13 protein-coding genes are annotated in these 14,674 nt (G+C 35.5%); 11 read left to right on the forward strand and 2 right to left on the reverse strand.

Annotated features, from left to right (window positions below; all coding sequences use genetic code 11):
• Positions 1-2: 2 nt before the first annotated feature.
• The 9 genes from ABJF11_RS07545 to ABJF11_RS07585 all read left to right on the forward strand — a co-directional run bounded on the left by ABJF11_RS07545 (position 3) and on the right by ABJF11_RS07585 (position 9,025).
• Positions 3-1,304, forward strand: coding sequence for a polysaccharide pyruvyl transferase family protein (locus tag ABJF11_RS07545; RefSeq protein WP_348119171.1), 1,302 nt, complete (start codon positions 3-5; stop codon positions 1,302-1,304).
• 127 nt (positions 1,305-1,431) lie between these two features.
• Positions 1,432-2,676: an oligosaccharide flippase family protein gene (locus ABJF11_RS07550; RefSeq protein ID WP_348119172.1), complete on the forward strand. Its 1,245-nt coding sequence runs from the start codon at positions 1,432-1,434 to the stop codon at positions 2,674-2,676.
• Between the two features lie 38 nt (positions 2,677-2,714).
• Positions 2,715-3,731 (forward strand): polysialyltransferase family glycosyltransferase, encoded by a 1,017-nt coding sequence (locus ABJF11_RS07555; RefSeq protein WP_348119173.1) that lies wholly within the window; start codon positions 2,715-2,717, stop codon positions 3,729-3,731.
• Positions 3,724-4,542: a sulfotransferase gene (locus ABJF11_RS07560; RefSeq protein ID WP_348119174.1), complete on the forward strand. Its 819-nt coding sequence runs from the start codon at positions 3,724-3,726 to the stop codon at positions 4,540-4,542. The genes ABJF11_RS07555 and ABJF11_RS07560 overlap by 8 nt, the downstream gene beginning before the upstream one ends.
• Positions 4,542-5,687, forward strand: a complete 1,146-nt coding sequence (locus ABJF11_RS07565) for a hypothetical protein (protein ID WP_348119175.1) — start codon at positions 4,542-4,544, stop codon at positions 5,685-5,687. Before ABJF11_RS07560 ends, ABJF11_RS07565 begins: the two co-directional genes overlap by 1 nt.
• On the forward strand, positions 5,677-6,765 hold the full coding sequence (locus ABJF11_RS07570) for a glycosyltransferase family 4 protein (protein WP_348119176.1): 1,089 nt from the start codon (positions 5,677-5,679) through the stop codon (positions 6,763-6,765). The genes ABJF11_RS07565 and ABJF11_RS07570 overlap by 11 nt, the downstream gene beginning before the upstream one ends.
• Positions 6,766-6,775: 10 nt before the next feature.
• Positions 6,776-7,426: a hypothetical protein gene (locus ABJF11_RS07575; protein WP_348119178.1), complete on the forward strand. Its 651-nt coding sequence runs from the start codon at positions 6,776-6,778 to the stop codon at positions 7,424-7,426.
• Between the two features lie 23 nt (positions 7,427-7,449).
• The gene (locus ABJF11_RS07580; RefSeq protein WP_348119179.1) at positions 7,450-8,277 is read left to right on the forward strand and encodes a sulfotransferase domain-containing protein; all 828 of its coding nucleotides are present in this window, start codon (positions 7,450-7,452) and stop codon (positions 8,275-8,277) included.
• Positions 8,270-9,025: a WecB/TagA/CpsF family glycosyltransferase gene (locus ABJF11_RS07585; RefSeq protein WP_348119180.1), complete on the forward strand. Its 756-nt coding sequence runs from the start codon at positions 8,270-8,272 to the stop codon at positions 9,023-9,025. Before ABJF11_RS07580 ends, ABJF11_RS07585 begins: the two co-directional genes overlap by 8 nt.
• 1,112 nt (positions 9,026-10,137) lie before the next feature.
• On the opposite strand, the gene ABJF11_RS07590 is transcribed toward ABJF11_RS07585, so the two are convergent.
• A complete protein-coding gene (locus tag ABJF11_RS07590) occupies positions 10,138-11,793 on the reverse strand; it encodes a sulfatase-like hydrolase/transferase (RefSeq protein ID WP_348119181.1) in 1,656 nt (551 codons plus the stop codon).
• A gap of 73 nt (positions 11,794-11,866) precedes the next feature.
• The gene (locus ABJF11_RS07595; protein ID WP_348119182.1) at positions 11,867-13,126 is read right to left on the reverse strand and encodes a hypothetical protein; all 1,260 of its coding nucleotides are present in this window, start codon (positions 13,124-13,126) and stop codon (positions 11,867-11,869) included.
• Between the two features lie 194 nt (positions 13,127-13,320).
• Here ABJF11_RS07595 and ABJF11_RS07600 point away from each other — a divergent pair, with 194 nt between their 5' ends.
• Both ABJF11_RS07600 and ABJF11_RS07605 read left to right on the forward strand, forming a co-directional pair.
• Positions 13,321-14,301 carry an NAD-dependent epimerase/dehydratase family protein gene (locus tag ABJF11_RS07600; protein WP_348119183.1) on the forward strand — a complete coding sequence of 327 codons (981 nt, stop codon included), beginning with the start codon at positions 13,321-13,323 and terminating at the stop codon, positions 14,299-14,301.
• The gene (locus ABJF11_RS07605; protein ID WP_348119184.1) at positions 14,291-14,638 is read left to right on the forward strand and encodes a cupin domain-containing protein; all 348 of its coding nucleotides are present in this window, start codon (positions 14,291-14,293) and stop codon (positions 14,636-14,638) included. Before ABJF11_RS07600 ends, ABJF11_RS07605 begins: the two co-directional genes overlap by 11 nt.
• Positions 14,639-14,674: the final 36 nt, after the last annotated feature.

Raw genomic sequence — 14,674 nt, forward strand, 5'->3', positions numbered from 1 at the left:
GTATGAAAAATGTACTTCTGGTTTGTGATAACAGAGATTCCATTATATGGGGGTGTAGGGCTACCAGCCTAGCTTTGCTTAATATCATCAATCAAAATAGTTCTTCCTTTAACAGCTCACTAAAATATCTAGCTGATAAGAACCTGCCCATTGGCTCAGGAATAAGCCATTTTATTAACAGGCAAATTGTTGATAAAAAGAGCCTGGTAAAAATCAACATGATTCTCAAAAATACTGGCATCACAAAAATGCCTTGGTTGTTTAATTTGAGCTTGGACTACATTGATTACAATCCTACAATTTCATTAAAACGCTTTCTTAAGAATTATAAGAAAAATGACGTTTTGCTTAATTTTTATAAAAAGGTAGAAGCTTCAGATAAAGTGATTATTAATGGAGAAGGCTCCTTCATTTTTACTAAAGTTCCAAGGCGAGACCATTGTTTCCAATTATTCACCATTGAGCTGGCGAAGTATTTTAATAAAGAAGCGTATCTCGTGAATGCAATGATGAGTCCATGTCCTGATACTGGCCTCAATACGAAAATGCTTGATATCAGTTTAGAAACTCTTCAAAAATGCGAGCAGGTCTATTTGAGGGATAAAATGTCTGGTGAACTTCTCGATCAGCATGGTTCAATTGGGCAAAAAATTGTTCCAGACGCATTATTTACCTGGAAGAATTACTACCCTCAATCACTTAAGCCAGAGGCAAGGTCAGATAGGATGACATTTTATTCAGAAGACATCCCTGCTTTCAATGACTCTCTCTTTCCTGATGAATATATATGCATAAGCGGTGCATCAGTTCCAAGAAGCGAAAAGGACCGAAAAGGTTGGACGGAGTACTTTGTGAAATTAGTTTCAGAGCTAAAGAGTCAATTCCATGAAGAGCTCATTTTGGTGAATCCAGGAGGAGATTCATTTCTGAAGGAAGTTTCAGAAGTAACAAATCTAAGATATATAGATAGCAGTACTAACGTAATGTTAGGAGCTAATATTCTGAGTAATGCCAAAATGTATTTGTCGGGCAGATACCATCCATCAATTATGGCCGCTCTAGGAGGCACTCCTTGCGTGTTTTTTGGTTCAAATTCACATAAAACTATGAGCTTACAACACCTTCTTAATTATGAAACAGAAATTGAACACAAAATTGGTGATGCCTATAACATCGAATTAATTGTAGATGAAGCCTTGAATAAATATAAAAATCTAAAGGCAATTGAAGAGAGAGTAAATTGCAAAGTAGATGAACATGTACAATTAATATCCTCTTCATATCAGAGTATTCTTGATTCATAGGACATTGTAGATTAGAGGCAAAATAAACCCATTCTATTTCCAAATAAATGGGAAAAACTTCTGACATTGATAATTTTGATAAGAATTGTCTAGACAAAAGGCCGTTCTCACTCACAATTGAAAACAAATGAAATTATTCAAAAGCGGTCTTTTTTTCTCGGCTATTTCCGTTTTCGAGAGTATAACACCTCTTGTCTTACTTCCATTTCTGACAAAATACCTCTCAGTCTCTGATTATGGGTATTTATATACCATCGTTGTAATCATCAACATTTCAACTCCATTTTTACTTATGGGTTACCCGACCTTTCAAAGTAAAGAATATTATCAGTCTGGAGTTGAATTCAGAAAAAAGGTATTAGGAACATACTTATATTCACAATTTTACATCGCGGGTTTTCTAGGACTTATTTCAATACCTGTATATTTTATTATTGGTTTTTTTGGACTCGAAGATTTTCAATTTATTTGGTTGGTTCTCATTTTCGCAACCTCATTTCTCAATGCCATATTTAAATCCTTAAAAAATTACTTTAGAATTTCCTTTAATACCACAGTATTTGGCTTAGGATCATTCATCAAAGTTTTTGCTGACATTTTCCTCGCAATGATCTTTGTATATTATATAAGTAATTCTTGGACGAGCAAAATTTTGGCCTCAACGGTTACCACTACATTTCTAGTAATTTTTGCTTGTTTGATCTTATACAAACAAAAATCATTTCAACTTGTATTTAATAGACAGATCTTTAGAAACTGGGTGAAGTTTGGATTTCCATTAATTTTTCAAAGGATCTCTCAAATGGTATTGAACCTAAGTGATAGATTGCTAATTTCAATGTTTCTAGGCACGACGGCCACGGGGATTTATACCGTAGGTTATCAAATTGGAGCCGCAATGCAGATTTTCTCATTGGCGGTAGGTCAAGGTTGGAGTCCATGGTTTTATAAAAAGTACAATTCAGACCAATACGATCAAAAACAAGTTAACAAATACATTATGGGAATTACACTCATTGCAATTGCCATTTATCTACTATTCATAACTTTTGGTTTAAAACTGCTTCCTCTATTTGTTGATCTTAATAAATTTCAAGGTATTCAACAGTATGTCGTCATAATAGGATTGAGTTTTGTTTTTTATTCAATTATCGCATGCTATACTCCATTTTTAATGGTGGCCAATAAAACTAAACAAGTAGCAGCCATTACTACCATAGCCTCTGTATTGAATGTTCTGCTCAACATAGCTTTTCTAAAAACGCATGGACCAATAGTTGCAGCCTACACCACTCTTATTTGCTCTGTCTTGCAATTAGTTCTTATATTGTATTTTGTAAAAAAAGAATTGGTAAATAATCCATCGACCTAAGTTTACTAACACTTGTTTTTCATTAAATTTTAAAATTCTTGCCAAATCTATATTTAATAAAATCTCCTTTGCAGTTGCTAAATGCAATAGAAGCCAGTACTCGTTTTCCTGATAATAATGAGTACTTGGTAATAAGATTGACTGACAATCAGAGGTCTAATGAGCAAATTATTAATATGCTAAGCCTAAAAAAATGGGCTAATATAATAACAGTTGGTAATTCCAGATTTGGACTAGGAATGTTAAAAGAATTCGGAGTGCTTCGATCACTTAAAAAATTGAAAATAGAATTTGATAAAATTTTTATTGGTGACTATCGAGCCTCCAACTATCTAATTTTTGCCAATAATCTTCCCTGCAATGAAGTTGTTCTTTTAGATGATGGAACCATCACGTATCTAATTCAAGATCAATATATCCTCGAAAATAAGCTATATAACAATGGCTTCAAATTTGAACTTATTAGAAACATTTTAGTGAAAATTCTTGGTTTAAGATCAGTCAATCAACATCCTATTAATCTTTTTACTTGCTATAACATTATTCCCGCAGATTCTCAAAAAATCTACTCCAATGACTATGCATTCATCAAAAAGTATATTGAAACTAAAAATTTCTCTCTCGAGGAAGAATTGGTTTTTTTTGTTGGGGCTAAATATTCTGAGATTGGGTGGATGAGTGAAAATGATTACTTTGATGTGTTCAAGGCCACTCTAGATTATTATCCCGGGCATAATATAGTATACATTCCACACAGAGGTGAAAACGACTTAAAATTGAACAAATTGGCTAGCCAATTTGGAGTTGAAATTAGGAAATTTGACTTACCAATCGAATTAGGAATTTTAGAAGACACCATCCTTCCACGCCATATCATCGGATTTACTTCTTCGGCTCTTCTAAATATCAGAAAAATGTATCCGATGATAAAAATTGTGAGCTACAAAGTTCCAATAGAATTGATTAACACTCCTTTTTCAGAAATAATTGATGAATTTTACATGCAATTTCAAAACTCTGAAGGATTGAAAGTAATTGAGTTGACAAATGATTAAACCTGATTTTTTGATTGTTGGGGCCATGAAAGGTGGCACATCATCACTGGCTTATATCTTATCTCATCATAAGGATATATATATTCCAAAAAATGAAATATTCTATTTTTCTCATGACAAAAATTACAAAAAAGGCCCCAAATGGTATTTGTCTAAAATAGGTCAGGCATCAGAGTGCAAAAAACTTGTAGGTGAAAAAACTGCTAGTTATCATTATATATCCAAGTCAGCTAAGCGAATTTTTGACTACAATCCAAATATGAAACTTATTTGGATATTGCGAGATCCAATAAAACGAAGTTATTCTCAATTTTGGCACGTTCAAAAACATGGCGGTGAAAGTAGAACTTTTGAAAAGGCAATAGAAGATGAAGTCAAAGGATTGACGGAGAACATTTGGAATAGATATATTGCAAGAAGTAATTATTCGGATCAGATTGAAAATTATTTAAAGTTCTTTGATAAAGAGCAGTTCCATTTCATGCTTTTTGAAGATCTAGTTAAGTCTCCATTGCAAGAAACCAATAAGGTACTTGACTTTTTAGGTTTGAAAAGTATGAGCCAGGAAGAAGTGGTGAATGAGCCGAGGAACGTCACCTTTGTGTCTGCATACCCCAAGCTCCTAAGAGCTGCCAGAAGTGTATTCGGTAGATCCTTACCCTTTAAAATTATCAGGAAAGTATTAGAAAGGAGAAAGCCAGGCTACTCAAAGATGTCCAATAAAGCCAAACTAATACTCAAACCAATATTTAAAGAACAAATAATAAGACTTCAAAAATTAACAGGGTTGAATCTAAATTCCTGGCAGTAATGAACTCGTCTATCTCAACAACTTCAAAATACTATGATGAGAAGATTTTAATTGGTCTAATCATATTTTCATTCTTTGGGATGTATATAGGGTTTTTCAGTCATTCCTTCTACTTATTGACTATTTGCTGTTTAATTGGGGCGTTTTCAATTCTAATTGCTGAAATTCTTTTTCGTTCGAAAAGAATAAAGCAATACGCCTTGGCGCTACTAGTAATTGCCACTTTTACAATCGCTTTTGGCGTTTTGTACAATAAATCTTTCCCTACGGCCTATTTATTTCTCCTTTTCTTTTGTCTTCTTGTTGTGTTTTTTAGCTTAAACAAATACACACATAAACAAATGTTGGCCATTACAAATTTGCCTTATCTTGTTTATGCAGCACTTTCGATTCTTGTTAATCTAGGAGTTATTCCAGTTGGGCGTGCAATTAACTCAGATGACGTCACCACAGTTTTTGGAAATGCGAATGCTTTTGTGGGATTTTTTGGCTCGACAGCACATATAGACTCATATTCTATTTTGGTGCTTTTAATAAATTTGTATTTCAATCCAATAAAAAGAAATAAACTTTTCTTTTTATTTCTAACTGGCACAATAGCATTCATCACCTTTCGTACAACTCCCATATTAGTTGGAATAGGCTCAGTCCTCTGTGCTTTTGTGTTGAATAAACTTAAATGGAAAATATTTGGAGAAATTTTACTAATTACAATTTTTCTTTCATTTCTCACACCACTTGTCATTTACATTCTGACACAAGATAGGGTCTATTTGATTCTACTTGACTACTTACTAACTGGTAGAGCATCTCTTTGGGTAGACATCTGGAATATATATACTAGTAAGTCTATTCTTGATATGCTGATAGGGTTTAGTGGTGTAGAGGGATTTAGTGTTATGACATGGGGATTTGCCAAAGCTAATCCGCACAATCTCTACTTAAACTTTTTAATCCTCTACGGTGCAGCATTCTTTATCATCTTCTTTTTGTTTGTTCGACGGGTATTTTTCAATCTATCTCCGCAAAAAAAGACATTATTGATAGCTATCTTACTTGGCGGCGTTGGAAATAGCGCCCTAATAGGATTTTCAAATTTGCCAATAACAATCTGGTTAGCATACTTATTATGCCATGAGAAATAAAATCATTCTTGTTGTCGGTCAAGTTCCTCCTCCATATCATGGACAAGCCATCTCTACCAAAAGGTTTTTAGAGGGCAATTACCAAAATGCTGAGCTTGTACACTTGAATTTATCCTTTTCCACAAGCTTAGATCAAGTTGGTAAATTCCAGTTTCATAAAATTTTGAAACTGTTTACCACCGTTGTCAAGGTAATTATCTATAAGCTTCGATTCGACTGCGAAGCACTTTATTACATGCCTTGTGGTGGGCAGCGAGTTGCGTTATATCGAGATATGATAATTCTACTCTCGACAAGATGGCTATTCAGCAAGGTAATATATCACTTTAGATCAGCAGGCCTCTCCATCGCTTATCAGGATTTGACCTGGATTGAAAAAAGACTGGTTAAACTAGCATTCGGCAAACCAGATTTTACTATACGGCTTTCTGAATTTAATCCAGAAGACGGTAAATTTCTCGGTTCCAAAAGAGATATAATTATACCCAACGGTATGGAAGATCATTACCGTCAAGGTGTCAAAAATCAAGATGTTATTAACATTCTCTACATTGGGAGTATCAGGGAGACCAAAGGTGTGGGTGAACTTATGCAGGCGATTTCCAAATTAGTTGACCATGGTCTGAAGTTCAAATTAAGGCTCGCTGGCAAATTCCATGATGAGCAATTCAAAGGCAAAGTCTTTGATTTTGTAAAATCAAATGAAAGGTATGTCGAGTATATCGGAGAAATAAACGGCGAAGCTAAATGGGATATTTTCGCAACAACAGATTTATTGGTATTCCCAAGTTATTATGAAAATGAATCTTTTGGGCTTGTAACCATTGAGGCGATGCAATTCAAAATCCCAGTTGTAGCGACAAACTGGAGAGCCATTCCTGGTATAATCCAACATCAAAAATCAGGCTTGATTGTACCCATTCAAAATGCCGAAACACTCGCAGAAGCCATGCAAACACTCATTGTCAATCCTGAATTACGGATAAAAATGGGAGAGTACGGAAGGAAGGAATATTTGGAAAAGTATTCGCTTGAGCGATTTTATAGTAACTTCGAAAAACTATTTTTAGAGATGTAACTAAAAACCCATGATTGGAAAGGGAAAATCAAAAACTATATTAATTTCAAGCACCACCAAGTCTAAATTTATTTTTATTCACAATTATAAAGTGGCCGGTACCAGCTTAAGACAAAGCTTCGCGGCACACATCAATACATCAGAATGGTTAATCAATAATCTCCTCTATTATCTTGGTATCAAGAAAATTGGCAAATATATTGGAGTCAAAAAACATGCCCGTGCCCTAGACGTGAAAAGTGCATTAGGAGAGGACTATAAGAAGTATTTTGTATTTGGACTGGTGAGAAATCCTTGGGATTGGGAGGTTTCCAGGTACCATTACCAGTTAAAAAACACCAAACATTTTCGCCATAAATTTGTGAAAGACTTAAAGAGTTTTGAAGATTATATAAGATGGAGAGATACACACAATCGTACGCAACTGTCTTTTTTTGCTGACGATTCAGGTGAGTTGTTAGTCGATTATATTGGTAAAATAGAAGAGTTAGATAAGTTCTATGCAACCTTAGAAAGTAAATTGGGAGTCAAACTTTCAAAATATGAATTAAATAAATCAAGGGAGAGTAACGAGTATCGTCAATTTTACAATGATGAAACAAAAGAAGTAGTCGAAAGAATTTATAAGCAAGATATTGATACTTTTGGATATACATTTTAAGTGATGCAATAATTAACCATTCTATGAATCTTGCCATTTTTGTAGGCCCTGCCAAAACTGGAACTACTTGGTTATTTGAATATGCCAAATATCATCCAAACCTCGTCGCATCAAGTAAGGATAAAGAAATACAATACTTCAACAAATATTATACTAAGGGGAAGGAATGGTACTTATCCTATTTCGACCAGAATTCAGATTTTACTAAATGCGATTTTTCACCCTCCTATTTTGCTTCAGAAATAAGTCGCTTGAGAATTAAAACCGACTTCCCCACTGCGAAGATTATTATTACCCTAAGGAATCCAATTGAACGTACAATATCCCATTACAAACATTTTCTTAAGTTAGGGTTGATTAGAGAAACAGATGCTAAGCTAGCACTAGGTAAGAATACAACTTTCATTTCTAACAGTTTTTATTCTAAATATCTTCCAGAATGGATCGAGGAGTTTGGCCAAGAAAATATCCTGATACTTCCGATCGAAGGCATGAAAGAAAATATCAACGACTATATAAACCAACTCTGTTCATTTCTAGAACTGGATTTTATAGACGCAAAAAAACTCGCTAACACAAAAATTAATGAGCAAAGCATTCCTAGGAATCGCACTATAGCCTATCTGGCCTCGAGATCAAGAAGATTCACTAAAAACTATGGGATGCGCTGGTTAACAGAGGGAGCAAAACGTATTGGCCTGAAAAAGGCCATTTATTCAGGGGGGCGCAACGATGTATTGATACCTGAAGATGTATATGCCGAGTTAAAGCAGCTGTTCGCTCCGGAAATCAAGCGACTCAGAAAATACCTAGACCCAAGGATCTACGAGAAATATTACAAAAATGAGTAACCTAAAAATTCTAGACATAAGAATGTATGACAAGGACATTCCATCAGCTGTTGATGAGGTCATAGATTCTATAAATAATAAAGAAGCAAAGAATAGATTAATAAGTGCCACCGGTGCGCATGGTATTGTCCATGCCAGAAGCAATAGTGACTTTAAGAGTATTCTCAATCAATATTATTTCAATCTACCAGATGGTATGCCGGCCGTATGGATCGGTAAGTTGAAAGGTCACCATCAGATGAAGAGATGCTATGGGCCAGACTTCTTTGCTTACCTCATGAAAGCTTCCAAGAATGAAAACATCAATCATTATTTTTGTGGAGGTATGGAAGGAGTAGCAGACCTGCTTAAAATTGCTTCCCGTGAAAAATTCGAAAATAACAGAGTAGTGGGTACATTCTGCCCTCCATTCCTGCCACTAGATAAATATGATTTTAAGGCTATTGCTGATGACATAAATATTGCTCGTGCTGATATCGTATGGATCGGACTCGGTGCTCCAAAACAGGAACAATTTGGATATAGGCTTGCTGAGCACACCAACGTTTCCTACATCATTACCGTAGGAGCAGCTTTCGACTTTCATACAGATAGACTGGTGCAATCTCCTGCTTGGATTCAAAAAATAGGTATGGAGTGGTTTTTTAGGTTGATTATCGAACCAAAAAGATTATGGAAAAGGTATCTCGACGTTGTACCCAAATTCATTTTTTTTAATTTGATCTCCTTCATTCGTGGTGATAAATAAAAATGCACCATACTAGCATTTAATAAGTCGTAAATGAACCGTGCCATATTATGAACGACCAAAAGGAATCAAGTTTTATTCCAGCTATTCATTCTTTCCGAGGTTTATCTATCATAGTAATCGTTCTAGGTCATTCATTGACTCTAGAATTTGGCACAGATCATCCAGTACTTACCAACCTTCTCAAAGGTGGGACAGCTTTCTTTATATTCATTAGTGGATTCCTATTTTATCATCTGCTGAACGAGCGTTTTAGTTACTCAGTATTTATAAAAAAGAAGTTTAATTCCGTCATATTACCATATTTGCTATGCTCTTCTCCTATACTGATCTATCATCTAATTACTGGACATAGAATAAAAGCATTCTCTGATGCAACCTCGATTGAAACGCTCTTTATTTCAATCGCTATAGGGCGTCACATGTTAGCTTATTGGTTTATTCCATTCATTACGCTGATATATTTAACCGTACCTCTCAGTATTAGATTCTCCAAACTAAATATGCAGTTTCAGTGCTTGATCCTAATATTGCTGTTCAGTTTTTCTTTATTTATTCATCGCCCTGCGAATTCAATTAATCCAATACATTCCTTTGTCTACTATTTACCTTTATACCTCTTAGGAATATTCATTAAGAAATATTGGTTAAATCTAGTAACCTGGTTAAAAAATATTTGGTATGTTACTTTTTTGATATTTTCAGTACTATTGGCGGTTTATCAATTCATGTATGTCGACACTATAGGAGCCTATAATAAGTCAATTGACCAAATTTTGACGTATGAAGGAGTTGATCTCATGTTAATACAAAAGATTTGCCTAATTCTATTTTTCTTGGGATTCTTTGAAGTCCAAAGAGGATCGAATAAATTTTTATCTCTGATGGCCAACTATAGCTTTCCTATTTTTTTTATCCATGGATATGTCAAATGGGGACTTTTGAGAGCCCTAAACTTTGATATCGTATTGAATAGTATATTTAAGAGCTCGCTCCTTAAATCAACAGTCCTGTTTGTTTTGATACTATTGATATCCACGTTAATAACTTTCACGGCAAAAAAATTGCTTGGAAAAAGAAGCAAATATATTCTTGGAAGTTAGAATGCCTAATTAGAAATCTTCAGTAATAAGAAATTTTTTCCGTGTCACCTCTCCATCAGTATTTTGCACAGAAATAACATAAAACCCTGAATAATGATCACCTAATTGTAATTGAGTCGAGTTTTCGGGATTTGCTAAAATTTTCTTAATCATGCTACTTCCCTGCAGGCTGTATATCTCGATAGAGGAAATTAGCGATTCATATATGTCTCCACTATGGATTCTAACATTTAACTTCCGTTCAAAATGATCCCAATTCAATGAAATATCATAAAAGTCCGCCACATCATTTTTCAGAATAATCTTGTTTTCAACTTCAAATTTATTCTTACTGGTAAAATCGTAGAAATAGTTTAGCACATTAGCATACTCAGCGTCAGAGGCTAAATTTAACCTTTCTCCAAACCTTCTAAAATCATACAATTCTTGAACTAGATTTGGCCAAAGTGTATATCTATATCGAGCCGTGCGGATACTCACACCAATCTCATCAGGTGACCTGGCCATAAAGGAGACAGCAAACGAACCTTCATCTGTTGAAACCGGAGTATCAATAATATCATCTCCCTCCAAAGACTGGGAAGGAGTAAGATCAAAATAGTCTGCTATTGACTTATAGATGTCTATCGATTCCACAATCTCCTTTCTGACTTGACGCTCACTTGCAACATCTCTGATAATGAGGGGGACCCTGGTATCAATATCATAGTTAGTATGCTTTGACCAAGAACCAAATTCACCCAATTTGAAACCATGATCTCCCCAAAACACTATCACCGTATTTTCATACAAACCCTGCTCTTTCAATTCTGAGAGCAATTCACCAACTAAGCTATCGATATAAGATACGCATGCGTAATATCCCCTGACCAGTCGTATTCTGTCATCCTCTTTCAAATTTCCGACTCCACCTATATCAGAATACTGTCTCAATTCACCAAAATTGGTTTGTGCAATTAGAGGCGAGTAAATAGGGTAAAAACTTTGCTCAACATCAGGCACTAACCGCCCATCATATAAATCCCAAAACTTCTTAGGGGCAACAAAGGGTAAATGCGGTTTTATTAATCCTACTGCAATAAAAAAAGGCTTATCGCCAACTTTTCTGAGTTCTTCTTTTGCCTTATTCACAATGATTGCATCTCTATAATCTGCCTCAAATCCATCGGCGAATTCGGTAGCAGGCCCAGAACCACTTTCTCTTGCTAATGAAATGTTTTCGCTAAGTTTCCACTTTGTTAGATTCTTAACGGTAAAGTTAGCTTTACTCCAAGATTGGCTATCATCTAGATTATTGTGGAATATTTTACCAAAACCAACCGCATGATACCCGTTATCTTTAAATAGCTCAGGCAACGTGGTTACATCTGGTAATTTCTCTCGAAAATGTGTTTTGAGGTTATAAACTTCTGTGGTCGAAGGCCTGAGTCCAGTTAGCATACTTGCTCGGCTTGGATTACATACTGCTTGTTGTGCAAATGCATTCCTATATATTATGGACTCTGAAGCCAGTTCGTCAATATTAGGCGTAATGGCATAACCATCATCATAGGCCCCTAATGCTGGCCGAAGGTCATCTACGCAAATCAGCAAAACATTTTTGCCCTGACTAATACACAAATATTGTGTTAAAACTAATATTAGCAGGACGATTAGCTTCGACATCAATCTCTTTTTCTTGGAAATTAGTATACCTAAGCTTCGAATAAATGACAAAGGTTAGTTTCTCGAAAATGCCTTAGTTCTTAGGGACAAGATATTTTTCACCATCTTTAACCCACTTTTGTGGTTTGAACCAGCATTCTTCACAAATAAAAGATTCTTGATCTTCTCTTTCAAGGTTCTTCAGTTTCTGAGGATCTCCTATTTCTACAAATATTTTGTCCCAAGTACTAAATCTGTTGAATGTATAAATTCCATTCACCCCTGCTTGCCAAGCTCCATAAGCCTCCCCTCTCCATTTGAGCAAATCAGATTTTTGACCAGGTTTTCCTCCATTGTGAATTCTTCTTGGGGCCAAGCATGCAAATGAAGCTACATCATATTTGCGAGCCATAGCTACAAAATCTACCCAAGGTGTTAGCTTAAAATAATCCCCACTTATTAATATGTCAATATACCCTTTCTCCATCCAGTCTAAATAGTCTAGGCCCAAGGCCATTGCGTATTCTGGTGAATCAGGGATTTTGATTAACAAAAGGATGGGTTTCTGTTTCTTTATGGAATACCTATCAATCATTATTCGTAAATCACGTATCAATTCAGTCATCAAACTAATTTGTAATTCTGTAGCCGGTTCTCCTCTGGTAGGTTCTTCAAAATAGATAAGATGCTTAAAGAAGTCCAATTCAATTCCATCAATATCGTAATTAGCGACTACTTCTTCAATCGTATCAAAAACACGATTTCTAACTAATCGTTTTTCATAGTTCAACGCAGCCCAAGCCTTGCCGCCATATTCAAATTTTCCACCTTTCTCACCCAATAATAAGTCTAGATGATCTTGTTTCCACTGACTCAAATAACCACCTGTTCCACTGTCATGAGTATCGTTCATCCGAAATGACCAGAAAATATCGATTTGATTGCTTTTGCCAAATTTAATCACCTCTTCTAAGGCGTCTGTTCCTTGATCCAAAAGCTCCTGAGACAAATAGGGCGTTCCTAATTTGTTTACCACTCTTAGTTGAGACAGATTACTTTTATGAGTATACGAATCCAAGACACCAGTACAATAAGAAATCGCGTCTACTTGTTTTCCAGCAAGTCCACTTATCCGCTTATTGATGAAATCAGATCCTACGTCATCTTCATTTCTTTTTTTAATATCTAACCCGTCATTGTTAACAATTATTCTTCTTTTTTTATAAGCAAACTCTCTTCTTTTTTCTTTTAGATTTTCCTCCGTAATCTCCTGCCCCAAAGCAACGTTTGTGCTGATTATGCATACTGCAGCTAACATTCCTAACAAGAAGTTTGATTTAATTATATATTTCATACTACTCAGTTTTTCATCTAAAAAATAAAATTGTATATAAATTCAACGCAAGTCAGCTATTTTCATTACTTCCCATGTCTTTTGATATACAGAAAAATCAAAACTAAAGGAATTAATCAAGAGAACAACGATTTTCAAATAATTGCTATTAATTTTTGCTATAGTTTTGCCATAATTTTAAAAAATGTCATAATATGAAAAAAGCATTGGTTTGTGGAGCTGGTGGATTCATCGGGGGACACTTGGTGAATAGGCTCAAAACAGAAGGTTACTGGGTTCGTGGTGTTGATCTCAAAGACAACGAATATGGAAATGGAAACTCAGATGAATTCATTATTGGTGATTTGAGAGACCCTAATGTGGTACAGAAAGTCGTATCGTCTGACCTTGATGAAGTGTATCAATTAGCCGCTGATATGGGTGGTGCCGGTTTCGTATTTACAGGAGACAATGATTCAGAAATAATGCACAATTCAGCTTTATGTAATCTGAATATCTTAGAAGAAGTTAAGAAAAAGGCTATTAAGAAGATATTTTATTCGTCTTCCGCATGTATGTATCCTGAATACAATCAGCTGGATCCCGATAACCCAAAATGTTCTGAGGATTCCGCTTACCCAGCCGCACCTGATAGTGAATATGGATGGGAGAAGTTGTTTAGTGAGCGTCTATATCTGACATATAACAGAAATCACGGTATCGATGTGAAGGTAGCTCGGTTCCACAACATCTTTGGTCCACAAGGAACCTGGGATGGCGGACGTGAAAAAGCGCCTGCAGCACTATGTAGAAAAGTAGCTGAAACACCAGAAGGTGGCGTTATTGAGGTGTGGGGAGATGGCAAACAAACCCGTTCTTTTCTGTTGGTGGATGAATGTGTGGAAGGCATAAGAAGATTCATGGAGTCTGATTTTATCGGCCCGGTCAATATTGGTTCTGAAGAAATGATTTCTATTAATGACTATGCAAAAATGATCATTGATATCTCTGGGAAATCAATTACGATTGATAATATTGAAGGCCCTACAGGAGTTGCTGGCAGAAATTCAGATAACGCTCTAATTAAGGAAAAGCTTAACTGGGCACCATCTTTAAGTCTGAGAGACGGTACTGAAAAGACCTATAAGTGGATCACAGAGCAGATTCAAAAAAGAGATACAGCCAATGCTCAATAAAATTTATGAATACATTGAAGACATTAAAGGTGAGCCTACGGCTCACCTTTCTGGTTTAAAAAAGGTATTTCTCAGCAATCAGGAAACCTCCTCACCGCTTACTCAATTTGCATACGGCGTATTCAAACCTGGTGAAGTCTGTGATTCACACATACACCCTACCATGATAGAATGTTTCTTCTTTATTAAAGGATTTGGGACTTATACTGTTGGTGCTGAAAGTGTTAAACTTAAGCCTGGTACCTTTTTGCAGATTCCAGCGAATACTAGTCATGAACTGGTCAATGATGGAACTGAGGATTTGGAATTCGTATACTTTGGTGTCGCGACAAAGTAGAGTTTAGTTAATAATTTCGTATCTTAGTCCGCCCAA

The sequence above is a fragment of the Reichenbachiella sp. genome (genome assembly GCF_039941815.1).
In the GTDB taxonomy this organism is placed as follows: domain Bacteria; phylum Bacteroidota; class Bacteroidia; order Cytophagales; family Cyclobacteriaceae; genus Reichenbachiella.

Bases quoted from the DNA above. Each gene is read 5' to 3' on its own strand.
- ABJF11_RS07590 (WP_348119181.1), bottom strand. From the start codon at position 11,793: ATGTCGAAGCTAATCGTCCTGCTAATATTAGTTTTAACACAATATTTG.
- ABJF11_RS07600 (WP_348119183.1), top strand. From the start codon at position 13,321: ATGAAAAAAGCATTGGTTTGTGGAGCTGGTGGATTCATCGGGGGACAC.
- ABJF11_RS07570 (WP_348119176.1), top strand. From the start codon at position 5,677: ATGAGAAATAAAATCATTCTTGTTGTCGGTCAAGTTCCTCCTCCATAT.
- ABJF11_RS07580 (WP_348119179.1), top strand. From the start codon at position 7,450: ATGAATCTTGCCATTTTTGTAGGCCCTGCCAAAACTGGAACTACTTGG.
- ABJF11_RS07545 (WP_348119171.1), top strand. From the start codon at position 3: ATGAAAAATGTACTTCTGGTTTGTGATAACAGAGATTCCATTATATGG.
- ABJF11_RS07575 (WP_348119178.1), top strand. From the start codon at position 6,776: ATGATTGGAAAGGGAAAATCAAAAACTATATTAATTTCAAGCACCACC.
- ABJF11_RS07550 (WP_348119172.1), top strand. From the start codon at position 1,432: ATGAAATTATTCAAAAGCGGTCTTTTTTTCTCGGCTATTTCCGTTTTC.
- ABJF11_RS07560 (WP_348119174.1), top strand. From the start codon at position 3,724: ATGATTAAACCTGATTTTTTGATTGTTGGGGCCATGAAAGGTGGCACA.
- ABJF11_RS07565 (WP_348119175.1), top strand. From the start codon at position 4,542: ATGAACTCGTCTATCTCAACAACTTCAAAATACTATGATGAGAAGATT.
- ABJF11_RS07605 (WP_348119184.1), top strand. From the start codon at position 14,291: ATGCTCAATAAAATTTATGAATACATTGAAGACATTAAAGGTGAGCCT.
- ABJF11_RS07595 (WP_348119182.1), bottom strand. From the start codon at position 13,126: ATGAAATATATAATTAAATCAAACTTCTTGTTAGGAATGTTAGCTGCA.
- ABJF11_RS07585 (WP_348119180.1), top strand. From the start codon at position 8,270: ATGAGTAACCTAAAAATTCTAGACATAAGAATGTATGACAAGGACATT.